The sequence below is a fragment of the Kerstersia gyiorum genome (genome assembly GCF_004216755.1).
GTDB lineage: Bacteria > Pseudomonadota > Gammaproteobacteria > Burkholderiales > Burkholderiaceae_B > Kerstersia > Kerstersia gyiorum.
Genome location: NZ_SGWZ01000003.1, coordinates 137534 through 160117, shown reverse-complemented (window position 1 = coordinate 160117; position 22584 = coordinate 137534). Strand labels below are relative to the sequence as shown.

At 58.3% G+C, this 22584-nt stretch carries 23 protein-coding genes and 1 pseudogene; 10 read left to right on the top strand and 14 right to left on the bottom strand.

What is annotated here, in order from left to right; all coding sequences use genetic code 11:
* The first annotated feature begins 33 nt into the window (after positions 1–33).
* The gene (locus EV679_RS10600) at positions 34–1218 is read left to right on the top strand and encodes an MFS transporter (protein ID WP_130487177.1); all 1185 of its coding nucleotides are present in this window, start codon (positions 34–36) and stop codon (positions 1216–1218) included.
* 138 nt (positions 1219–1356) lie between these two features.
* Entirely contained in the window at positions 1357–2250 is an 894-nt protein-coding gene (yddG, locus tag EV679_RS10595; protein WP_130487176.1) for an aromatic amino acid DMT transporter YddG, read from the top strand.
* A 25-nt stretch (positions 2251–2275) separates the two neighbouring features.
* Here the strand turns inward: yddG and EV679_RS10590 are convergent.
* Positions 2276–3275 (bottom strand): annotated as a pseudogene (locus EV679_RS10590) (phospholipase D-like domain-containing protein).
* Positions 3276–3487: 212 nt separating this feature from the next.
* Here EV679_RS10590 and dbpA point away from each other — a divergent pair.
* Positions 3488–4876, top strand: a complete 1389-nt coding sequence (dbpA, locus tag EV679_RS10585; protein ID WP_068374106.1) for an ATP-dependent RNA helicase DbpA — start codon at positions 3488–3490, stop codon at positions 4874–4876.
* A 79-nt stretch (positions 4877–4955) separates the two neighbouring features.
* Positions 4956–6827 carry a DUF3857 domain-containing transglutaminase family protein gene (locus tag EV679_RS10580; protein ID WP_130487175.1) on the top strand — a complete coding sequence of 624 codons (1872 nt, stop codon included), beginning with the start codon at positions 4956–4958 and terminating at the stop codon, positions 6825–6827.
* A gap of 275 nt (positions 6828–7102) precedes the next feature.
* On the opposite strand, the gene EV679_RS10575 is transcribed toward EV679_RS10580, so the two are convergent.
* A complete protein-coding gene (locus tag EV679_RS10575) occupies positions 7103–7231 on the bottom strand; it encodes an entericidin A/B family lipoprotein (protein ID WP_083969731.1) in 129 nt (42 codons plus the stop codon).
* Positions 7232–7670: 439 nt separating this feature from the next.
* Here EV679_RS10575 and EV679_RS10570 point away from each other — a divergent pair, with 439 nt between their 5' ends.
* On the top strand, positions 7671–8351 hold the full coding sequence (locus EV679_RS10570) for a hypothetical protein (RefSeq protein WP_130487174.1): 681 nt from the start codon (positions 7671–7673) through the stop codon (positions 8349–8351).
* A gap of 165 nt (positions 8352–8516) precedes the next feature.
* Positions 8517–9593: an ankyrin repeat domain-containing protein gene (locus tag EV679_RS10565; protein WP_130487173.1), complete on the top strand. Its 1077-nt coding sequence runs from the start codon at positions 8517–8519 to the stop codon at positions 9591–9593.
* Here the strand turns inward: EV679_RS10565 and EV679_RS10560 are convergent.
* Positions 9587–10666: an RNA methyltransferase gene (locus EV679_RS10560; protein ID WP_130487172.1), complete on the bottom strand. Its 1080-nt coding sequence runs from the start codon at positions 10664–10666 to the stop codon at positions 9587–9589. The genes EV679_RS10565 and EV679_RS10560 overlap by 7 nt on opposite strands.
* Before the next feature lie 309 nt (positions 10667–10975).
* On the opposite strand from EV679_RS10560, the gene EV679_RS10555 reads away from it, so the two are divergent.
* Positions 10976–11740 carry an SDR family oxidoreductase gene (locus EV679_RS10555; protein WP_068374083.1) on the top strand — a complete coding sequence of 255 codons (765 nt, stop codon included), beginning with the start codon at positions 10976–10978 and terminating at the stop codon, positions 11738–11740.
* Positions 11741–12081: 341 nt separating this feature from the next.
* On the opposite strand, the gene EV679_RS10550 is transcribed toward EV679_RS10555, so the two are convergent.
* The 5 genes from EV679_RS10550 to EV679_RS10535 all read right to left on the bottom strand — a co-directional run bounded on the left by EV679_RS10550 (position 12082) and on the right by EV679_RS10535 (position 16811).
* On the bottom strand, positions 12082–12873 hold the full coding sequence (locus EV679_RS10550) for an alpha/beta hydrolase (protein ID WP_165390029.1): 792 nt from the start codon (positions 12871–12873) through the stop codon (positions 12082–12084).
* A gap of 252 nt (positions 12874–13125) precedes the next feature.
* Positions 13126–14337 carry an MFS transporter gene (locus tag EV679_RS10545; protein ID WP_130487171.1) on the bottom strand — a complete coding sequence of 404 codons (1212 nt, stop codon included), beginning with the start codon at positions 14335–14337 and terminating at the stop codon, positions 13126–13128.
* Complete coding sequence (locus EV679_RS17640; RefSeq protein WP_165390028.1) at positions 14334–14510, bottom strand: hypothetical protein; 177 nt, start codon at positions 14508–14510, stop codon at positions 14334–14336. Before EV679_RS17640 ends, EV679_RS10545 begins: the two co-directional genes overlap by 4 nt.
* A gap of 637 nt (positions 14511–15147) precedes the next feature.
* On the bottom strand, positions 15148–15999 hold the full coding sequence (locus EV679_RS10540) for a nucleotidyl transferase AbiEii/AbiGii toxin family protein (RefSeq protein ID WP_130487170.1): 852 nt from the start codon (positions 15997–15999) through the stop codon (positions 15148–15150).
* On the bottom strand, positions 15996–16811 hold the full coding sequence (locus EV679_RS10535; RefSeq protein ID WP_130487169.1) for a type IV toxin-antitoxin system AbiEi family antitoxin domain-containing protein: 816 nt from the start codon (positions 16809–16811) through the stop codon (positions 15996–15998). Before EV679_RS10535 ends, EV679_RS10540 begins: the two co-directional genes overlap by 4 nt.
* A 953-nt stretch (positions 16812–17764) precedes the next feature.
* Between EV679_RS10535 and EV679_RS10530 the strand changes: the two genes are divergently transcribed.
* Positions 17765–18280, top strand: coding sequence for a hypothetical protein (locus EV679_RS10530; RefSeq protein ID WP_130487168.1), 516 nt, complete (start codon positions 17765–17767; stop codon positions 18278–18280).
* Between the two features lie 45 nt (positions 18281–18325).
* Positions 18326–18616 (top strand): type II toxin-antitoxin system ParD family antitoxin, encoded by a 291-nt coding sequence (locus EV679_RS10525; protein WP_130487167.1) that lies wholly within the window; start codon positions 18326–18328, stop codon positions 18614–18616.
* Between the two features lie 180 nt (positions 18617–18796).
* On the opposite strand, the gene EV679_RS10520 is transcribed toward EV679_RS10525, so the two are convergent.
* From EV679_RS10520 to EV679_RS10495, 6 genes are all read right to left on the bottom strand, one after another.
* The gene (locus EV679_RS10520; RefSeq protein WP_130487166.1) at positions 18797–19399 is read right to left on the bottom strand and encodes a L,D-transpeptidase; all 603 of its coding nucleotides are present in this window, start codon (positions 19397–19399) and stop codon (positions 18797–18799) included.
* Positions 19396–19812 (bottom strand): PIN domain-containing protein, encoded by a 417-nt coding sequence (locus EV679_RS10515; RefSeq protein ID WP_130487165.1) that lies wholly within the window; start codon positions 19810–19812, stop codon positions 19396–19398. The genes EV679_RS10520 and EV679_RS10515 overlap by 4 nt, the downstream gene beginning before the upstream one ends.
* Positions 19799–20032: an AbrB/MazE/SpoVT family DNA-binding domain-containing protein gene (locus EV679_RS10510; RefSeq protein ID WP_130487164.1), complete on the bottom strand. Its 234-nt coding sequence runs from the start codon at positions 20030–20032 to the stop codon at positions 19799–19801. Before EV679_RS10510 ends, EV679_RS10515 begins: the two co-directional genes overlap by 14 nt.
* Positions 20033–20147: 115 nt before the next feature.
* Complete coding sequence (locus EV679_RS10505; protein ID WP_130487163.1) at positions 20148–20426, bottom strand: type II toxin-antitoxin system TacA family antitoxin; 279 nt, start codon at positions 20424–20426, stop codon at positions 20148–20150.
* A gap of 183 nt (positions 20427–20609) precedes the next feature.
* Positions 20610–21068 (bottom strand): type II toxin-antitoxin system YhaV family toxin, encoded by a 459-nt coding sequence (locus EV679_RS10500; protein WP_130487162.1) that lies wholly within the window; start codon positions 21066–21068, stop codon positions 20610–20612.
* Complete coding sequence (locus tag EV679_RS10495) at positions 21068–21385, bottom strand: type II toxin-antitoxin system PrlF family antitoxin (protein ID WP_068374053.1); 318 nt, start codon at positions 21383–21385, stop codon at positions 21068–21070. Before EV679_RS10495 ends, EV679_RS10500 begins: the two co-directional genes overlap by 1 nt.
* Positions 21386–21607: 222 nt before the next feature.
* Between EV679_RS10495 and EV679_RS10490 the strand changes: the two genes are divergently transcribed.
* The gene (locus EV679_RS10490) at positions 21608–22432 is read left to right on the top strand and encodes an STY4528 family pathogenicity island replication protein (RefSeq protein WP_130487161.1); all 825 of its coding nucleotides are present in this window, start codon (positions 21608–21610) and stop codon (positions 22430–22432) included.
* Positions 22433–22584: the final 152 nt, after the last annotated feature.

The following is a 22584-nucleotide window of genomic DNA, read 5'->3' as shown; positions in this document are numbered from 1 at the left end:
ATCCATGCCTGCCCGCCCGTCCGGGAGGGCCTCATGAACCGCGCCCGTCTTGGCCTGCTGACGGGTACCCATGCCGTCAACGATTTTTACCAGGGGCTGGTGCCGGCCCTGCTGCCTTTCTTGGCGCTGGAACGTGGCTATAGCTATACCGCCGTCAGCGGGCTGATGCTCGCCGCCACGGCCTTGTCCAGTGTTGTCCAGCCGCTGTTCGGCCTGTACGTGGATCGTGCCGCGCGCCCGTGGATGGTGCCCCTGGGCTTCATGGTGGCGGCCATCGGCCTGGTGCTGATGGGCATGAGCCCGACCTACTGGGGCAGCTGGATTGCAGCAACGCTGTGTGGGCTGGGCATTGCGGCCTATCATCCGCCGGCAACGGTTGCCGCCCGGGTGGCGGGTGGCGCTTCGCAGAAAGCCATGAGCGTTTTCTCGGTGGGCGGCACGATCGGGGCGTCGTTCGCGCCATTGCTGGCAGCTGCGGTTGTTGGTGGCGGCGCCCTGGGCCACAGCTGGCTGCTGGTGATCCCGGCGCTGTTCATGCTCGGTGTCTGGATGGTCTGGACCCGCAACGATGGCCGCAGGCGGGTGGCGGCGTCGCAGTCGGCAGCGCCGGCTGCGGCGGGCAGGAAAATCCTGGCGGAAAATGATTGGAAGGCGTTTTTCCTGCTGTGCGGGGTGATTGTCGGCTGGTCGATTCCCTACGTGACGGTGGTGTCCATGCTGTCGCTGTATCTGACGCGCGAATTGGGCGGCACAGCGTTTGAAGGGGCGGCGGCATTGACGACATTCACGGCGGCAGGCGCTGCAGGCACTTTGCTGGGTGGCTGGATAGGCGACCGTTGGGGACGCATGCCGGCCATTCGCATGGGCTATCTGCTGGCGCTGCCTTCGCTGGCGGGGCTGGTGCTGGCGTCTTCGCCTACCATGGCCTGGGTCTGCACCCTGCTGCTGGGGTTGTGCATGTTCCTGCCGTTTGCTCCGCAGGTGACGCTGGCGCAGGATTACCTGCCGCGTAATCAGGCGACCGCCAGTGGTATCACCCTGGGGCTGGCCATGTCCATCGGCGGCATGGTGGCGCCGCTGTTCGGCCTGTTGTCGGATTCCATGGGCCTGCGCTATACGCTGGGTGCAGTTCTATGCGTTCTGTGCGTGGCCTGCCTGCTGGCCTGGTGCATGCGCAACCGCCTCAATACGCAGCAGCAGATACTGGCACAGGCCTGATTCGTCGCTCAGTCTTCCATGCGTGCCATGCTTCATGGCACCGGCCATTGGGCCGGCCCGCACCAGCAGATAAACTAGATGATTTCGCCGATCCCGGTCATCGGGGGCGGCAGGGTGGCATGGAAGAGGTTGCAAGAGATGAATGCACGCAAGGCGACTTTGGTGGGTTTGATTGCGGTGGTGCTGTGGAGTGCGATTGTTGGCTTGATTCGCGGCGTCAGCGAGTACTTCGGGGCAACGGGGGGCGCGGCGCTGATCTATACAGTGGCTTCCATTTTCTTGCTGCTAACGGTAGGCCCCAGCCGGATAAGCGAATTTCCCCGCCGCTATCTGTTCTGGGGCAGCTTGCTGTTCGTGGCCTATGAACTGTGCCTGGCGCTTTCGATTGGCTATGCGCATACCAGTCGTCAGGCGATTGAAGTCGGCATGGTCAATTACCTGTGGCCGGCGCTGACCATGGTTTTCGCCATTCTGTTCAATCGGCAGAAAGCCAGTTGGCTGATCATTCCGGGTTTTGTCATCGCGATCGCAGGCGTGTGCTGGGTGCTGGGCGGTGATCAGGGGCTGGATATCGGCGGCATGTGGGAAAACGTGCGCGACAACCCCTTGAGCTATGGCCTGGCCTTTGCCGGCGCGGTGATCTGGGCGGTGTACTGCACCGTGACGGCGCGCATGGCAGACGGCCGCAATGGCGTGACCTTCTTCTTCATGCTGGTCGCGCTGGCGCTGTGGATCAAATATGCCGCCATGGGCGGCGAAGCCATGAATTGGTCATGGCAGAGCGTGGTGTACCTGTTGCTGGCGGCAGCGGCCATGGGGTTTGGCTATGCGGCCTGGAATGTTGGCATTCTGCATGGCAACGTCACCATCCTGGCCGGGGCCTCATATTTCATACCGGTGCTATCGGCGCTCTTGGCCGCGATTCTATTGAATACGCCGCTGTCCCTGGCGTTCTGGCAGGGGGCGGGCATGGTGTGCGCAGGCTCAATACTTTGCTGGGTGGCAACGCGCAGCCGTGCACACACAGGCTAGGTCAGCCGGGTGGCCTGCACGAACGCTACAACAAAGGTTCTATCGGCAGAATGGACAACAGGCGCAGGTACGTCCGCTTCCAGAATGAGGTTGACGGTTCGCTGGTATGCCGGATGACGCCATCAGGGCCTTGTTCCAGCCAGGCGATTTCATGCTTGTCATCCAGTTCCAGCTGGTAGGCGTAATGGGGCACGCTGTGATCGAAGGCCTGGGACATGGCCTGGGCCAGTGCGGCGCTTTCGATCACAAAGCCCAGTTCGGTGTTCAACTGCGCCGAGCGCGGGTCGAAGTTGAACGAGCCGACGAAAACACGTTCGCCATCGACGGCAAAGGTCTTGGCATGCAGGCTGGAGCCTGAACTGCCGAAGGGGCCGGCCTTTTCCCTGGGCCGTTCGGAATCGGAATTGCGCCGCAATTCGTATAGCTCCACGCCTTGTTCCAGTAAGGGCACGCGGTATTTGGCGTAGCCTGCATGTACTGCAAGTACATCAGTGGCTTCCATGGCGTTGGTCAGAACCCGTAAATGCACCCCTTGTTCAGCCAGTTTGCCGAAGGCTTCCACGCCCTGACTGGTAGGCACGAAGTAAGGGGAAGGGGTTGAACAGCCGCACTTCGACGTTGGGCTCGGCGTTCAGCAGTGCGAGCTTGCTGTCCAGGCCATTCGTGCCGTTGTCGTCGAGCAGCAGCCGTACGCGTACCTTGCGTTGTGCGGCGTCGTGGAGTGCTCGTAGCAGCAGGTTGCCAGTGATGTCGTCGCGCCAGATATAGTATTGAACGTCGACGCTGCGTTCGGCAGCGGCGATCAGCAGAATGCGGGCGGCGAATGCATCCAGTGAGTCCGTCAGCGGCAGTACGCCGGACAGGCCGGGGTGCTGTGCGGCCAACGGTGCCAGGCTTTGGCCCAGCCGTGTATCCAGTCCTTCTTGCGTCATGGTCGCCTGGGATTCACTGCGGTTATCCAGCGGGGGCAGGCCACAGGAGGACACCAGGCCTGCCGCGATGATGGCTATCCCGCTACGTAACATGGCTGTCCTCTGCCTGGTGCGTCTACGTGTCGATGTCGTGTGAGGATTGTCACATAAATTTCCGGCGCTGGCGCAGCGCGGGCCTATGTCTGCTTGCGGGATTCAGGCAGTGTATTTCTGGCTGGCACGCCTTTGCTGCGCCCGTAGCAGGCCAGGCCGGCATACACTGTCGGTCGATTCCATTTTTCGCGGTTTTAGCGATCCGTTCTATTGTGACCCAGACGCCATTTTCTTCCTTGCCCCTGTTGCCCGCCTTGCTGGAAAACCTGCAAAGCCTGGGTTTCGAACAGATGACGCCCATCCAGGCACAAAGCCTGCCGCTTATCCTGGAGGGCCGTGATCTCATCGCGCAAGCCAAGACAGGCAGCGGCAAGACGGCTGCCTTCGGCCTCGGGGTGCTGCAGACGTTGCGGCCGCACCAGCAGACGCCCCAGGCGTTGCTGGTCTGCCCCACTCGCGAATTGGCCGAACAGGTGGCCCAGGAGCTGCGCCGGCTGGCGCGCCTGATTCCTAACGTCAAGATATTGACGTTGTGTGGGGGAACGTCGGCACGTCCGCAAGTGGAATCACTGGCGCGCGGCGCGCATCTGGTGGTGGGGACGCCGGGCCGCATCCAGGACCACCTGGAACGTGGCAGCCTGGACCTGTCCGGCCTGAGCACGCTGGTACTCGACGAAGCCGACCGCATGGTGGACATGGGTTTTCATGACGATATCGTCGCCATCGCCTCGCGTTGCCCGTCCAAGCGCCAGACACTGCTGTTTTCGGCGACCTACCCGGAAAACATCCGCAAACTCAGCGCCCGGTTCCTGCGCAACCCGGTCGAGGTCAAGGTGCAGGCGCAGCATGATGCCAGCCGCATCGAGCAGATCTTCTATGAAATCGAAGACAACGAAAGGCTGGATGCCGTGGCAACCCTGCTGGGGCATTTCCGGCCAGTATCGACGCTGGCGTTCTGCAATACCAAGATCCGCAGCCATGACCTGGTGGAACGCCTGCAGGCCGCAGGCATCAGCGCGCAGGCGCTCAATGGTGACCTGGAACAGCGCGAGCGCGACGAAATTCTGATCCAGTTTGCCAACCAGAGCTGCGCCGTGCTGGTGGCCACCGATGTGGCGGCCCGCGGCCTGGATATCCAGAACCTGGGGGCGGTGATCAACGTGGACGTGACCAAGGATACCGAGGTTCATATCCACCGTATCGGCCGTAGCGGCCGGGGCGACCAGAAGGGGCTGGCGCTCAACCTGTGTTCGCCGGACGAAATGCGCTGGGCCAACCTGATTGAGCAATACCAGGGCACGCCGCTGGTCTGGGCCGACATCAAGGCCTTGCGGCCCAAGGCGGATCGTCCGTTGCGCGCGCCCATGATCACCCTCTGCATCCAGGGGGGCAAGAAAGACAAGCTGCGCCCGGGCGATCTGCTGGGGGCGCTGACGGGAGACGGCGGCCTGGTATTCGAACAAGTGGGCAAGATCAACATTACCGAATACAACGCCTACGTGGCCCTGGACCGAAAGATCGCCAAACAGGCGTTTTCACGGCTTTCCAACAGCAATATCAAGGGGAAACGCTTCCGCATGCGTTTTCTGGAGGAATTCTGAATCAGGGCCTGCCATGAAATGGATGGGCCAGGTTCGTGGCAAAATTTGCCTGGCTCAAACGTTTCATACCAAGGTACTGATGTCCCGTCTCCCTTTTTCCCGTTCCCTTCTTGCGGTCAGCGTCTTTTGCGCCGCTACGCCGGTCTACGCGGCATTGCAACCGGTCTCCGAAGCGCCCCTGGCCGGTGAAATCGAGTTCGACTGCCAGTTCAACGCCGACAACAGCACGGATTGCCTGAGCACCTACAGTTTCACCATCCTCAAGCCCAGTGGCCGCGACATGCTGTCTCGGATTGACCGCAGCTATGCCGAGAATGACAGCCTGACGGTGGAAAAAGCTGAAGTGACCCAGCCGGGAGAACCACCGGTTCCGCTGGACGCCTCGCAGATAGATACGCGGATGGCGCCCAATCCCGACCAGGGTTTTCTGCGCGAACACCAGACATCCCTGGCGTTCCCCAACCTGCGTGTCGGTACCCGTATCAGCTACACCCTGCGCGAGCACTTTTCTGCCCAGCCGTTGAGCACGCAGTTTCACTATGTCTTCAACCGCCAGCCCATGCCGGTGCGCGATGATCGTTTCGAAGCCAGGTTCACGTCGGAGCGGCCGATGGTCATGCGTGGCGAGATGATGGATGCCTATGACATTGAACAGAGTGCCGACAAGAAAACCATCAGGCTCAGCCTGAAGCAGCCACCGCTGTACCTGAATTACATCAACGAAGCCGGTAACGCCTACCTGCGCCATGCACCTCGCCTGGAACTCGGAAGTTCACTGGATGTGCAGGAAAATATCGGTCCGTTCGCGGTGCGTTACAACGAAATTCTCTCTGCTGAATTGCCCAAGGGGGTGGCTGCGGCGGTTGCTGCGGTGCAGGGCAAGCCGGTGGCGCAGCAAGTGGCCGGCTTGATGCAGTACATCAACGACACCTATCGCTATCTGGGCGATTGGCGTGCCAGCGGGCGCGGCTACGTGCCCTTTACGCTGGCGGAAATCGAACGCAACGGATATGGCGATTGCAAAGATCTGGCGGTGCTGCTGAGCGCCATGCTCAAGGCTGCTGGCATCAAGGCCGAACCGACGCTCGTCAGCCGTGGCGACATGGCCCGTGACCTTCTGATTCCCGGCATGTACGCGCCCAACCATGCCATCGTGCGCGCCGAGGTGGATGGCGAGGTCTGGTGGCTGGACCCGACCAACCCGGTATTTGCTCCTGGTCGTACCATGCCTGATATCCAGCAACGTTGGGCATTGGTACTCGGGACGGACGGACAGGTGCGACGTGAAACTATTCCCATGGAATTGCCCAGCGATATTTTGCTGGTGACACGCAGCGAGCATTACCTGCCTGGTGGTGAAGCCCGGGTTGAAGCGCAGGCGGCCTTGTCCAATGCACTGCTGATGGATGTCAGCGTGACTGACCGCTTTTCCGGCCGCACCAGTACTGACCAGGAACTATGCCGGAAATTTGCCAAGGAAGTCAGGGACTGCACACTGGAACGTGATGACAGTACCTTTGTCGTGCAGCCCGGCTATGTCATCATGGCCCAGCTGACTGACGGCCGTGCCCTGGAGCGTCGTGGCGCGCAGTATTTCTATGACCGCGAAGACCTGGCTGGCCAATGGGAAGCGTTCATCAAATACCGCAGCGAAGGGCAGTTGGCTGATCTCTACCAGGGTGAACCGCAGATCGTCACTTATGACGTCACGCTCTCCGGAGGCAAGATCGACGAACCTGCCCAGCAGTGCAAGGTGCGCAGCACTTGGTTCGACATCGACCTGCAGGCCGAACCGACGCCTGAGGGCTACCACTACCGCTACCGCGAAGCGCAGAAAATCAGCTGGTTGAGCCACGACGAAATCAACAGCACCGAGTTCGGCAAGCTGATCGAGGAAAGCCGCCGCTGCATCGAAAAATTGCACCTGGCGGTTCAGTTGCCCCAGTCTTGATGGTCAGTTGCCGTCAGCCTGAATGGGGCCAGGGGAACCCTTGCGGGCTGGCTGTCTCTTGATGATGCAGGCCATGGCTTGAAGCCGTGGCCAGGTGGCGGGCACCCAGGCGTTCTTGGCTGAACATCTGATGACGACAGGGGGATTGGCCCTGGCATGGCGCAGAAAAATTGCCTCGGGCGCCGTGCCAGGCTGCTCGAGGCAATTCGGTCTGGATCAAGAGAAACGGATTGGTTGGAAAAACGTCTGAAAAAACCTGGGAACAACGGACGACACTATTGGGCTTGTTCCTGGATTTTTTCACCGCCACGTTCAATGTCCTTGCCTATGCCATCCACCGTATTGCAGCCGGCGAGGGTGGTGGCAAGCATTGCGATTGCGAGGATAAGGGCTTTTTTGTTCATACAACCTCCGTGAAAAATCAGGATAAGGATGGAAGAACTGATGGCGGCCCAGGCGGGCAGTGCCTGGTTCATGAGCATGCGGCGCAACGTTCGCCGCGTAGCAGGTGTTTATCTCCAGAATAGCAAAAGTTGGCATTCCTGCCGCTGCTTGGAAGACACGGTTACGAATGTCCCGCGTTTTGCGTTTTGTGCCTTGTCATGTTTGGCGCGTTCTGGCGGATGATTGCATGGCGGCCTCGCCGAGGTTTGCCGGTATTCGCCTGCGGATACGGGTCGATACGACTGGACACGAGGGGCGCTGGTTGATCCCGTATCATGTTCAGCCTGAATTTGTTGCGCCGCCGCGTGGACAATCCAGGGCTTCAGGCCGGATATCCGGAAGCCCTGGCGGCGGCCCGTTGGAAAATGCCGCACGAAAATCATGGGAGCAATGGATCAAATGCAAGCTGAGGCGCCGATTGAAAATACCACGCTGAGGGACGTGGGCGAGGGGTATCGGGTGCTATATGCCACCGGACTTTCGCCGGAAATAGACCAGGTCAGCTGGGAAGACGAGGAAGGGGAATACGCCGTGGTGTCCTTCATCGACGGGACGGAACTCAAGGGGGCCGGCAATCTTGCCGTCCATGCGGTATGGCACGAGGATGCCGCCAGCGTGACGCCCGCCCACCTGGCACAGGCGCCAGCGCTGCCCGCGCCGACCCAGAGCATGGAGGCACGGGTGGATGATGCCTACGATGCCTATATTGCCGGCGATATTGAAAATGCCAGGGCGCAGCTTGCGTCACTGGCCGCAGAACGCTTTACCGGCGACTACATTGCTTGGGTGCCGGTGTCGTTTGGATTGTCCCTGCTGGCCTTGATCGAAGAGCAACGTGGTGAGACAGGCTGTGTTGCCGCCCTGACCGCCATGCTCGACGAAGGCTGCCGGTCAGGGGAGGATCGCAGCCCGACGCGTGGCCTGGCCCGTAAACTGGCTTCGCCCTTGCCGCAGGAAGTGTCTGCCTCCTCCTTGCAGGACATCATCTATCGCTGGGCGCATGGCGAGGGGCTGTGCGATCGCCAGGCCCTCAAGGCCGCACATGACCGCATGCTTGCCGCGTTGCGGGCGTCAGTCTGAAGCGTGCGGCGGGCCATGGCTGTTCTGGCCGTTGGCCGGGTCTGCACTTTGCGTGATTGCTGTGGCACCCTGGTGCGCGGGGGCCGCCCGCCGGGGCTGCCTGGCATTGCATACCTTGCCGTACTGTGAAGGCGGCAGGGCACATAAATTGGAAATGACCCTATTATGATCAAGATCGCAGACCTGGGCAGTTTTGAACAGGTGCCGCCCGTTGTCGAGGCATTGCTGGCAGGGGATGCTGACGCCCTGGATGCCTTTTTATCTTCAGGCTGGGATATCGAAGCCCCGCTGTCCTTGAGCAAACACATCCAGGAAAGGCCGCTGGTACTGGCCTTGTGCGTCAATGCGCGTGCCTCGGTGCGGTGGCTGGTTGAGCATGGCGCCAGCTTGAACCAGGCCGATGAACCGGCTTTTCCGATTGCTGCACGCTACACCGATCCGGCCATGATGCGCTATCTCGTACAGCAGGGCGCCGATGTGCATGCCGAACGGAAAGTGGGCGGCGATGCCTATATGCAGGCCCTGTACGGTGGAAAAACCGAACACCTGGCGGAAATCCATGCCCTTGGTCATGCCGCAGCGGAACATGGTGGTCAGGCTTTCCGTTCAGCCGTCTTCGAGCGCAAGAAACGGGTGGTTGATTTTTTCCTGTCGCATGGCGTCGACGTCAACTTCAAGGAAAAGGACCAGGTTTTCTCCGATAGTGCGACCCCGTTGCTGGTGGCTGCGCGCAACCGCGACAAGGGCATGTGCCGCCTGCTGGTGGATCATGGCGCGGACGTCCTGGCAACGAGCCGGGATGGCGAGCGTCCCTACACGGTGGCTCTGGAAGAAGGCGATGAAGCCTTGGCTGCCTATTTCCGGTCACTGGAACCTGCCGAGCTGCATAGCGTGGCGCACAGGTTGCGTGAGCTTGAACCCTACAAGCTGCCGCCGGAAATGCTGGCATTCCTGCAGGGAGAACAACGGCGTATCGAATTGCCGGATTGCGACTTCGGTTTCTTTGAGTTCTTTGCGCTGACAGACATCTTTCCGATGAAAGCCGGCCGCAGGAAGGTGTTGCGGCTGAGCAAGGAATCCGGCGATTACACCGATGTCGTCCTTGTCTGGAATCCGACCAAAGGACGCATTGGCTACTGGGACATCGAGCACGAGGAATACGCCGACCTGGCCACCTTCAAGGCCTTCATGGCGAACCCTGCCAAGTACATGAATGGCGTGCTGGACGGCGATTATCAGTGAGGCATGGCAAGCGCCACCGGCTGTGCCGGCGCTTGCCCAGGACGCCGGCGCCGCATTTCCACCACTTTCCCTTCACCCACGGCGCGTGCACGCAACTGCCCGCAGCCGGCGTCCACATCCTGCCCGGCACTGTTCCTGACCTTGGTAAGCACGCCATTGCCGTGCAGGTATTGCATGATGTGGCGGATCCGTTCCGGATCAGGGCGCTGGTAGTCATCGCCTTCCAGGCTATTGAAGGGAATGATATTCAGCACACAGAACTTGCCTGTGAGCAGACGCAGAATGGCGTCCAGCTCGTCATCGCCGTCATTGACGCCTTTGAGCAGTGTCCATTGGTACTGGATGGGGTAATCCGTCGCACGTGCATATCGTTCCCCCATTTCTATCAAGGCATCCGGCGCAATCTTGGGCGCGCGCGGCAGCAAATGCTCGCGCAAGTCAGCCTTGGTCGTATGCAATGAAAGCGCCAGGGCCGGTTTAACGCGCTGCCTGGGCAAGGCATCGAAGACACGCGGGTCGCCCACGGTGGAAAACACAAGGTTCTTGTGTCCGATATTACCCTCGGTGCCGAGCAGCTCGATTGCCTCTAGCACGTTATCCAGGTTATGGGCGGGTTCGCCCATGCCCATGAACACCACCTTCTTTACCGGGCGCAGACGTCGCGCAAGCACCACCTGGGCCAGTATTTCCATGCTGCTCACCTGACGCAGCAAGCCGCTCTTGCCGGTCATACAGAAACGGCAGCCCACGGCGCAGCCCACCTGCGTGGAAACACACAGCCCGCCGCGCGGCAGCAGCACGCTTTCCACCATTTGGCCGTCGGCAAGCTGTATCAGCAGGCGTGAGCCATCATTGCCCGGATGTTCCGAATGCACGTGGGCCAGCCCATCGAGCTCCGCCGTCAGGGCGGGCAGGGCCTGGCGCAGCCTCAGCGGCAGAAAATGCTCGGCGGGCCGCCGCTGCGTTCCACTATCGAGCGCCTGCCCGCTCAGCCAGGCGCGCAGGATGCGGCCGCGGTGAACCGGCAGGGCATTGAGGGAGGTCAGGCGCTGGATGAAATCAGAGAAACGCATGGGAGCGGATTCTACCTTGCCTGCAGATGGCTGCGCAGCCCGATAGGAGCATCGGTCGTCCATCGCTGCATGCATTGAACCGATGGCGTGACGATGCCTGTGCCATGCCAATCATGGCGGCAGGTGCTGGCCTATGCCTGTGCTGGTGGCGTTGAGTTTTTCCCGTTGGTGGGCAGAAGCACGGCTGTCGGGGCGTACTTGCCGGACTGGAGAGGCGAGTCGTCGGTTTTCCTTTTATTAGAGTACCCTGTATGGATATCCCGGCCTAAGTGCCATCTTGTCGTTCATGCTTTTTCAAAGGAGATTGAAATGGGTCGTGTAGCAGGAAAAGTCGCTCTGGTTACGGGCGCTGCACTGGGTATCGGCAAGGCGTCGGCAGAATTGCTGGCCCGGGAAGGGGCCAAGGTCGTGGTAACCGATCTGAAAGTCGAAGAAGGCCAGGCCGTCGTCAGCGCGATCAAGGCGCAGGGTGGCGAGGCCATCTTCGTGCAGCATGATGCTTCCAAGGAAGATCAATGGGAAAAAGCCATTGCCGCCACATTTGATGCCTTCGGCAAACTAAACGTCGTGGTCAACAACGCCGGGATTGCGCTGGGCAAGAATGTGGAAGAAACCACGCTGGCCGAATGGCGCAAGGTTCAGGACATCAACCTGGACGGTGTGTTCCTGGGCACGCGCTTCGGCATTGAAGCACTGAAGAAAAGCGGTGGTGGCTCCATCATCAACCTATCTTCCATCGAAGGCCTGATCGGTGACCCCAACCTGGCCGCCTACAACGCCAGCAAAGGGGGCGTGCGCATCTTTACCAAATCAGCCGCCCTGCATTGCGCCCAGGCCCGCTACGGCATCCGCGTCAACTCGGTTCATCCGGCCTATATCTGGACGCCGCTGGTGCAGGAACTGGCGCAGGATGAACAGAGCGATGCCTACAAACGCCTCGTCAGCCTGCATCCGGTGGGCCACCTGGGCGAACCCAACGACATTGCCTACGGCATTCTGTATCTGGCCTCGGATGAATCGAAGTTCGTGACAGGTAGCGAACTGGTGATTGATGGCGGGTATACGGCGCAGTAAACGGTTCTGCGGCAGCCTTGGCAGCGTGAGACTTTTACCTTGCCGCCGATGACGCGGCAAGGTGAAAGCATACTGGCGGGTTGGGCTGTCGCGACAGGTTGGTATTTCATCCCGAATCAAAAACTGGCGGTCATGCACAGCCTGACTCAGCAGGTGGGCGCATGCACTAGTATTTTGATATCCGACGATGGGCTAGGGCTGGATTTCGCGGATTATCATCCTTAGATGACCTGCTGGAGTCCAGCAGCATCAAACGCGATTGGCGTTCCGTGATAGTGATGATTGCGCTTGAAGCCCCTTTGCTGCAGCTAGGGGCTGCCGTCGCTATGCGCCCAGGGTAGCTAGCGTGTTGCGGCCAATGCCAGCGCAGGACGCAATGAGGTGGCAAAGAGTTCACCGTGACTTTGCTCCGGGAACGCCTGGAAGGTAATGTCCATGCCTTCATGCGCGAGCCTGTTCACCAGCGCATGCGTGCTTTCCCGGCCAGGCGGAATCGTGGAAACCGGGCCGGATGAGGGGGCTGGGGTAGCGTCGGGATTGGCGGCGGGACGTCCTCGGCCTACCAGCACCCTGACGATGGCCTTTGGCGCCTGGTCTGCATGAAACCTGTTTGCGCGTTTCAGCAGCGCGTCATCGCCCCAGCCGACCGAAGGGTCGCCGGCGACATAGCGCTGGAACATGAGCGGCCGGGTGATCAGGGTGTAGAGGGTGAACAGGCCGCCGAACGAGTGCCCCCAGAGGGTTTGCCGCGCCGGGTCCAGAGGGACGCGCGCTTCGACAGCGGGTCGGATAGCGTCCTGGATGATATCCAGGAAGAGGTCAGCGCCTCCGCCGGGACGGCCCCGGTTCACGGTACCTGTCTGTGCTGTACCGTCCGGGTTCAGGATGGGGGGCGTGTAGTCGAAAGCCCGCGCCATCACATCGTGCCGGGAAGGCACGTCGTAACCGATACCGACCAGTACCGGAGGGTTGTCCGTGAACAAGGCGGCCAGATCCTGGTCTTGCAGGGTATGCATGGCGGCGTTGCCATCGAGCATGTAGATGACCGGGTAACCTTGGGCCGGCGCCGGCTTGCGCGGCACTCCGATATACACCCGGTAATGGCGCTTGCCATCTCGGGAATCGAACAGCAAACGATCAAATTCGTAATACTCAGACGGCAAATCCGCGACCGTCGGGCCAATCGGCTCGTCCCAGCGGCGTCTGGGGGGATGGGATTGGGCGGGGGCTGTGGGTGACTGGGCGAAGGGACAAGCCGGCATACATGCAGCCATGAGCAGGAAGCGTCGACGCAACATAAGGTTTTTTGAATTTATTGTGAATGATATCAATAATCAGTCATTATAAATTGACGTCGAAAACCTGGGTATTCAGTATGAACCATACTAGGCTTGCGCTGCAGTCGGCCTGATTTTCGGATGCCGGTGAAACATCACGGCAACTGGAATACCGCTCAGGATGACCATCGAGCAGAAAGTGCAGATCGCGGCATTCATGCCCCAATGATCGGCAATCCAGCCTATGCCCATCATCGGAACCATGCTGCCGACATAGCCAACCACCAGGTAGGTGGCCAGCAATCCTGCGCGGTCATTGGCTGTGGCAAGGCGATTGACCATGCTCATGCCGGCAATCATGGTCATTCCATGGCCCAGTGCAGTGAGCAGCACGCCCAGCGCGAACAAAGTGGCTGAACTGACCCAGAGGTTCACCATCAGCAGCGCATTGCTCAAGGCCAGGCTGATCAGGCCGAGCGCGCCAGTCAAGTGGGTGGGCAGGCGCGCGGTCAGGACTTGCACGGCGGCGGAGGTAAAGAGGATCAGGGCGATAGTGGTGCCGCTCACCACCGGGCCGTGCCATGGCAGCAGCAGATCCAGGAACAGCGGCGCCATCGAGGTATAAAGGCCGAAGACGCCAAATGCCATCAGGGGCAGGCAACAGGTGAGCGCGAAGGCCTTGGAGGTGCTGGCTTCCGGCCAGGTCAACGAGGGCAGAATATCCTGCACGCGCAGCCGCTGGCCAGGCGCAGCCCGGGCGCTCTCGGGCAATTTCAGGCGGTGCAGCGCAGCCAGTGCCAGGGCGCCAAGCAGCAGGGTAGGGATATACGTGATGACCAAAGGTGCCGGACCCCATTGACCGATAATTCCGCCCACCAGCGGCCCCAGGCCGAAGCCGAATGCCATCAGAAACCCCGTCATCATGGCGACATGCTGAGGGTTGGCATGCCGTGACAGCCTGGACAGCCCCAGTGTCGCGCTGGTAGTGAGCATGCTCGACGCCACGCCCACGATGAAGCGCCCGACATTCAGGCTCGTCATGTCCCAGGCGAACAGGCTAATGGCGGTTCCAATCAAGGACAGTGCCAGGCCGCAAAGCATCATCGGCCGAAAGCCGACGCGGTCGGGCAGGCGCCCCAGGAACAGCAGGCCGAGCAGCGCGCCGCCCATATAGACAACGTACATCAGCGAGATGTCGCTGGTCTGCAACTGCCAGGTGTCTTTGTACAAACCGTACAGGGGACTGATGAGCGCCGTCCCCATGACGCCCACGATCATGGCGAAACTGACCCAGGAGAATGGCGATCCTTTGATTTTCATTTTTCAGTGACTATGTTTTGCGGGAGTGTATGGGGCGGCCGGCATTCAGCCTGGCTCCCTGTGTTGCTGGGATATTCGCCCGTCTTATCAAAGTGAATTGAAATCTTTCCCTTGGCTTGGCGAGTGTCTTCCAATGCTTGCGGCGACAGCCCGGCAAGAATGGTGTGCTTCATCTCCCACTCTTGGTCAGGATTCCTGCGGCAATCTTGCGGACCGTAGGCCTCAGAACGATATATTTTGTGCGCCGATCGGGCCGGTTTGCAGGAACAACTGGGCACCTGCGCCTTGTGCAATTGCGTTAGCACCTGCGTCCAAGATGCGGAATCTGGATACAAGGTATCCGCCAGGCCTTTCTGGCGCAAGGGCTGTCTATCATGCGGCGCACCAGCAGCGTCATGCGCGTGGCGTCGGATAGACCCGGCAACAAGCCGCGACAGCCGTCACCCGTACCGTTGTGGGTGGGGCAGTATTGATTGATGGTGGCTGGACTGCAGTGGAACTTGCAGCAACGAAAAAGGGGCCGAAGCCCCTGTTTTCAATGACTTGCAGACTTCCGTGGAACTCTGCAGAACTATATATGGAGCGGGAGACGGGCTAACCGACTACCGAGCAATCCATTGATTCAAAAGGTGTTTCTTGCACACCTCGGTTAATGGATGACTGGATTGTGTGCTAGTTGGGGAGAGTTGGCAAGAGCGGCCTTCACGCAACGATCAATGAGCGGATTTTTGATCGTCACGTCTCCTTCAAAGGCCCGGACGTGATTCATACCCTCATTGCATAGCGTCAGTGCGTCCGACTTGATCAGGGCTAGAGGTGTTGGAAGTACGCCTGCCGGACAGTGACGGCAGCCGCATCAACATCAAACTGGGGCATCCCCGGCCGCAGCAGCGTCTCCATGTCTCGGCGGAAACCTGGCTTGCGCAACCGGGCATCCAGCAGCGCATTGGCTTCCTCTGCACCCAGATGCGTGCCTTCCTTTTCCAGGTACCAGGTGAACGCTTGCATCGCTTTGGCGCCGTCCACCTCGTAGGGAGTGGAACCGGCTACGCTGAGCTGCCAAGCATGCGCCAAGTCGAACAGGTCACGGCCTTGCTCGCGCTGCATCAGCGCGCGTGTTTTGGTGCCGAGCATTTCGTTGATGTCATAGGAATGCGCCGTGGCACGCACTGGCTCGCCATCTTCGTCCAGCGTGTCCAGTTCGACCTGCACCAGTGGATAGAGCGATGCGCTTTCGTTGAGATTGACCTCGACCTTGATGGTTTCCTCGCGCTGCAATCCCAATGGAATGAACTTGTAGGCGGTGCGCAGAATCCGCGAAGGCCGCAATACGTTGCGAATCGCCAGCCAGGCATCGGCGATCAGCGAATCGCTGGGTTGCCCCAGCACGGGTGAAAGAACCCGGCGCAGATGGCGATCCAGTGTATCGGTGTCCATAGCCTTGACCAGCACCAAGTCGATGTCTTCCGAATACCTCGCCGCCGGCGCCAAGTGCGCCTTGTGCAGGACCGTGCCGCCGCGCATGGCCAGATGCTGGCTGAGCACATCGTCGCGAAAGATTGCAGTCACGCCCTGGGATAACCGTAGGTCCTGCTCGATTTGGCTACGTTTGGGCCAGGGAGCATAGGCCTGCCAGGCCGTCAGGTGGGATTGCTGCATCATGTATTCGACCTTCTTAAATCGTCCGGCATCCGCACCTTAAAGCGCGTATCCAGTGTGGTGGTGCCAGCCGAAACATGGCCGGTATCAAGAGAGATAATGCGCATCGGCTGTGCCCGTAGCCAGTCGGCTATGCAATCGGCCAGCGCGTTGTGGCCATCCAGTGCCAGCAAGGCTCCCAGCCGCTGGGCGGCAGGTACTTCTTGTACGGCAGTCAGTGCCTCGCCTAGCCCTGTAGGGGAGCACGCCGACATCAGACCTTGCAGGACTTCACGTACTCGTGATATTCCGCCCAGGGCGCCTTCACGCTGCACCAGTTCCAGCGCCGTCAATTCTGGTGAGGACATCTTGAAACGGCCGTCCGGTGTCTCGTGCCAGCGTGTCGGCATTTGTTCGACTCTGGCCCGGGTGTGGAATACGATCTCGTGTCGTCCCACGGTCATCGGCCGGCGCGGCTTGGGGACCATCACCTGGGTCACCATCACTGCATAGGGCGAGGCACCGTAGGCCTCGGCGGCGCTCAACAGGGCGACGTAGTATGGAATCTCCAGTGTTTTGGCTAGATAGCGATGCAGCCAGGTCTCCAGCGGCGGCGCGCCAGCCTCGGCATATTGCAGCGGCACGATCAACCAATGCCCTGATCCACGCGAGAGCCGCACCAGCCGACCTCGGCGCTGCTGCCGATGCAGGGCCTGGCGCAGTGCGTCGGCACTCAGCCCGGGCAAGGCTGACGCAAGGTCTTCGGTCCGCACGTTCAGGCGCCCACCGCGTTCGGCAGCGTCCAGCACGTCGGTCAGGGGGCTTGTCACGCTCATGGAAATCTCATTTGATTTGCGAAAAGTATCATTAAACGTCACATAACGCAAAACAAATGTTTGTCTGGGTGATGGGAAATACGGTTGCGCCGAAGTTCGGATTGTTTGCTGTCGTACCGTTCTTGATCGGTTGTCACGACGTTGTCCGGCGATTTGCCGCAACCTCTGAAAGACAACGTCATGATGATTTCTCGTGCTTAAGTTGCAACCAGGAGCAATACCCCTGACGATATTCCTCTGCTGCCTGTCGTTCCCACAGTTTTGTTGCTCGAAAAACGGCTGATGCCGCTGGAGCGCAACGCCTGGATGGTGCTTCACGCCAGTGCGGCGGTGCGGCAGATTGCATCGAGTGTCCTCACGGAAGTGGCTGCCAACGCAACGTAAGCCGATCGCACTGCACCTGCGTGCCCAGCAGATGGGTGTGCAAGCGTCGGCTGATGCGCCGGGCGCTGATGATGATTCCGATCCACCGGCAGTTTCTCGTGTCGCTGAAACAGCAAACCGCAGTTCGGAAAAATGCGGTAATTTTCAACAAAGGTGTCTGTTTTTCTATGCGGCGTAATCTACAGTCATGACATCTCTAGCATATTCTTTTGGCGGGTGCAGAGGGCTTTTGCTGGTACGTTGCTCAAATGGCGCTGCCTCGCTGAAATAAAAATCCACAGGTGGTCCTCCGCAGAGTTTCGGTAGTCGGCTCGCCTTTGTCATCGACGCCAACCTACTGCATGACGTTGATATTTACCAAATAATCTTCCACCATGAAGCGCCGCCGTTTTTCATTAAGCGCCACAATAACTCCATTTTCATCTACATTAAACATGCGGTAGATTGACGCTGAGATAAAATTTAAGGCGCTGCAACCATCATAAATTTCGCATATATTCTATCGACGTATTGATTTTTTCGAGAAATGCTTAATGTCACGGCAGGATATTAGACTTGGGAACAGATATATGAATCTTAATAAAAAATTTGCAACAATTGGTTCGGCCGTTGCTATTGTTGGTGTCATAGGTGGTTGGCTACTTTCAGATATGTGGAAGCGAGGCGCAGAAAGCGAGAAAATGACTCAGCTTGAAATACAAATCGCTAGAATCCCCGATATCGAAAGCCAGCGCCAACGCGAAAAAGATCGGGCTGACCGCTTAGACCTAGAAGTGGCGTCTCTTATGAGGCGTATTGATGATGTTACAAAAACGTACGGTGCGGAGAACGCTCGTCTATACGAGTCTCTTCTAGCATATCAGAAGGAATTAAGTGCGGCTAACTTTCAATTATTAGCTCAACAGAAATGTGCGTATTTAGATGAGTTAACAAGAGACAGCAAAAAGACAATGGACAACCAAACCTCTATAGGCGTTGTGGGCAACGCGGATGTTTTCGCTAGGCAAGAGACGGAGCGAAGGCAGCAGCTTTTGAATGAGTTTGAAAAAAATCGTGCTGCTCTGATTGAGTGTCTTAAAGGCTAACTTTTTCCCTGTTTCATTAATGTATTTCCATGGAGGTCCAATATCATGCCTACAAGTAACGGGGTGCCAACCGAGCGTCAACATGATTTTGTCGCATCCATGGTGCAAACAGGACGCTATCAGAATACCGACGAGGTTCTGCGCGAAGGACTGCGCCTGATCGAGCAGCGTGAACGCATGGAAGCAGCGAAGATCCTGGCATTGCGTGAAGCGGCCAACCGAGGCTGGATGGATATCGAGGCGGGTCGTTATGCGGATATCTCGGATGCCCAACTTGAAGATACTATCGGGCAACTTGGCCGCAGGGCTGCCGAGTGTGTTGCCGGTAGAAAATAATGATGCGGTATCGACTATCTGCCATCGCGCAGGAAGACTTTGTTCCTGATAATAGGGCTTTCGCCTTCGACCAACTCCCGGACGGTTCAAGAGACAAATAATAACTCCTGTCGAGTCAATAATCATCCATCAACATAGTGATCTGCTTAGTTGGTGGTGACCATTCTTTACTGCGCATGTTTATGCCAAATCCCGCTCATGCAATATAGTCATATCTGTATCGATTAGCACCTGGGTCCCTACTGAGACGAGCGAGAATAGCTCTACGATATCGGTGTTATACATTCGAATGCATCCATGTGAAGACGGGGGGCGGAGCATGCCTTCGTCTGGCGTTCCATGAATGTAGATATATCGGCGTAGCGTGTCCACATTCCCGCTGCGGTTCCGATTCCTTTCGAGGCCATCCAACCAAAGTATGCGGGTCAAAATCCAGTCACGATCTGGCGTGGCATCGTGAATCTCTTTTGGGTATATCTCGCCTGTCACGCGACGACTGAAAAAAACTGTACCGACGGGTTGGCCATCTCCGATTTTCATCTTGATTCTGTGTAAGCCGATCGGTGTCTTATAACTGCCGAACTCGCATCCACCGCCTCTAGCACCAGTGGATACCGGATAGGTGCAAACGACCTTTCCTTTTTCGACATATCGAAGGAGTTGATTGGCAATATCGACGTGGACGAACCGGGCTTCCCCTGTATTGATGGACGGAAGAGCCGTGGCTACAGAGGGACTCCAACTGGGGGAGGTTGGCAAGGGTGGTGTGAAAGCAGCGATCATTGGTCAATGAACGGATTCTGGATCGTCACGTTTTCTTCAAAGGTCTGGCCGTGATTCATGTCTTCGCTGTATAGCGTCAGGCAACTGGAACCGGCGGCAGCAGCCACGATGCACGAGTCGTAGAACGACAGCTGATGATGTTCAGCTATCCACCTGGCGCGGTCGTGTATTTTCTCTGTCAGCGGCACCACCTTGCAGAAGCTGCGCACCAGTTCAAGAAATTGCCTGATCTCGTCCCAGCTCATTTTGAGCTTGCGCACGCAGACGTGCGTCACCTCATTGAGAACTTGCACGCTGATGAGCGGGCTGGTTTTCAGCAAGGCCTCGGCCCGATCCGCCTTGCTTGCGTCGCCTGACAGCAGGTAGAGCACGACATTGCTGTCGAGAAAGCTCTTTTGCTTAGTCACGGGCATTGGCTTCGTCCCTGCTGAACTTGAAGTCTGCCGGCAGCTTGCCACGGAAGGCTCGCAGGCGCGCCAGCAAGGCTTCTGCGCCCGGTTTCTTGCGCACGGCGAAGGTACGTGCGTCGTCCACGACGATTTCGATATCGTCGCCTTCACGCAGCTCCAGTGCTTCGACCAGGGTAGCGGGCAGGCGCACGGCAAGGCTGTTGCCCCATTTTGCTACTTGCATAGTGATCTCCTTTGGATATACGGAATTAATGTATATCTTCCGTATCAAAAAAACAAGCAACTGCTGCAATCGAACGCGCCAAAGAGATTGTCGGTATCCAGCGCCTGGGGGACTATTAGCGGCCCCACGGGGCAGGGTGGGAGAACAGGTTTTGAAGGCCTTCATTGACCTGCGCTGGTCGGTCGAGCAAATCCAGCAGAGTTTGCGATTGGCTACCCGCAACCAGGAATAGGCGCTGATCGAGCAAGGTCTGTTCGGCCGCACGATAGGCGCTGTCGAGAATGAAGTCGGTCAAGGATTTATGAGAGGCTTTGGCGGCGCGGCGTAGCATGGCTTCTTGCTGTGGACGTACCCGGAAACTGATGCGCCGGGAACGCATTGTTGTCGTGGTCATGGGAACTTCCACTATTTGATGAAATTGCTATTCGTTGGTTATGTCGGCATCAATGAGCCACACATCCTCGCTTGGATGGCTGGCCGTCAATCCGTGGACGGTGGGGAAAATGTGATCGCGCAGAATGGCAGATTATCCGATGCTGAGCAGCCTTTGGCTGAATGGATGGCGCTATATGAATTTCTACTCCGACTCGCCCCACGCGGTCTTGCTTGCTTTAACCAAGGCATCCCATCCATCTGGCGGATTACCTCGTCCAAGCATCTTTTCGAAGACTGCATACGGATCAGACTTGCTGCCTGACGACCTTAGGGTCTGTTCATCATTGATCCATGCATAGACAATGATCCGCGCCTTGGAGTCATACCGGAAGAACAGCCGGTACCGCTTGCCGAGCTTGGCCCGCCGCCAATGGCGGTAGGCTGGCCCCATGGTATTGCCTTGGCGGTATTCGTCGCGTGCCGGGTCGCTTGGCACCACATCCAAGAGCAACTGGACCAAGGCCCGGAAGAACTTGACGTTGGCGTTGGACTCGAAGTTCTCCGGGTCCTTCTCCTGTGCGCGCAGTACCGCTGCGCGCAACTTCACCATCTGTTCGATCAGGTTGTCGTGGAACAGCAGTGTCCAGCCATGCTGCCGCATCAGATTTCCACGTCCTCGTCGAAGTCTTCGTTCAACTTCACCTTGTGGCCTGCGTGTTCCAGCATCGTGCGAGCCAGATCGTCGGGCAGGCCACGAACGTTGCGACCCGCTTCTATATCTCGCGCTAACAGAGTCAAGAACGCACCGATGGCCGGATCTTCATGTTCGGCATCGGCACGAGTGACCACCACCTCAGTACCTCGAAGCTCGAACGAGAGTTTGCTCCCAGTATCGGCCCCCAAGGCTTGCCGGATGGACTTGGGCAGTGTGATCTGACCTTTGGAGGTCAATGTGGCAACTTCGAGAATGGCAGGCATGGTGGCACTCCTGGTAAGGATGTCTGTATTGTAAGGAAATATCCTTACTTTGTCGATATGGGGTTCCATCTACCTTCCAAATGTCAAAAATACGAGCCATCGCATTGGGAAAACAACACACCTTTCGCACCAATCGAGTTGTTACCTGAAACGGTGTACCCATGAATACGGTTGCGTCGAAGTTTGGATGGTTTGTTGCTGCGCAGTGCTGGATCGGTTGTCATGAATTTGTCCGGCCATGGGCTGCAATCTCTGAAAGACAACGCCATGATGATTTCCCGTACCCAAGTTGCTGCCAGGAGCAACACCCCTGACGATATTCTTTTGTTGCCTGCCGTTCCCACTGCTTTGTTGCTCGACAAACGGCTGATGCCCCTGGAGCGTAACGCCTGGATGGTGCTTCACGCCAGTGCGAATGCGGACGGAAATGTCACGGGAATCAGCTATATGCAACTGCGCCAGTTCTTGGCCTGCGTGCCCGATAACCCACAGGCTTCCCGTGAGACGGTGGCACGTACCTTGACGGTGTTGCGCCTGACTCGCTGGATTCACATTGATGCCCATGTTCGCAACCCGCTGACCGGCCATCTTTCCACTAATCACTACGCCGTTCACTTGGGACCGTTGCCCATCCGAACCGCCAGCGAACTGGGCCTGACGTGGGCAGATTTGCTGGAGCAATCCTTTGCCCATGCCAGCGCCGCTGTGCGCCAGATTGCCCTGAGTGTTCTCACGGAAGTTGTCGCCGACTCAAGCTTGTTGAGGCAGATGCCTATCGCGTTGCGCATGCGTGCCCAGCAGCTCGGTTTGCAAACGTCGCACGCCCCCCCCGTATTTGCGTGTACTAAAACGTGTACGACTGTTGGGTGGTTGACAGTGGAGACCGATAGGCTCCGCTGGACGATTCGTAGACCGAAAACGCTTTCGAATCAATCGACTTTCGATGAACCGAGAATTACGCAGACGAAAAAAAGCCCAGACCGCAGTCTGGGCTTTTTAGAATCTGGAGCGGGAGACGGGCTAACCGACCACCGAACAATCCATTGATTCAAAAGGTGTTTCTTGTGCACCTCGGTTAATGGATGACTGGATTGTGTACTAGTTGGGGGCGGTTGGCAAGAGCAGCCTGAAAGCAGTAACTGTTCAACGCAGATCACTACGGCGATACAGGCTAAGTGCTAGGCCCTGGATTTGTCCCC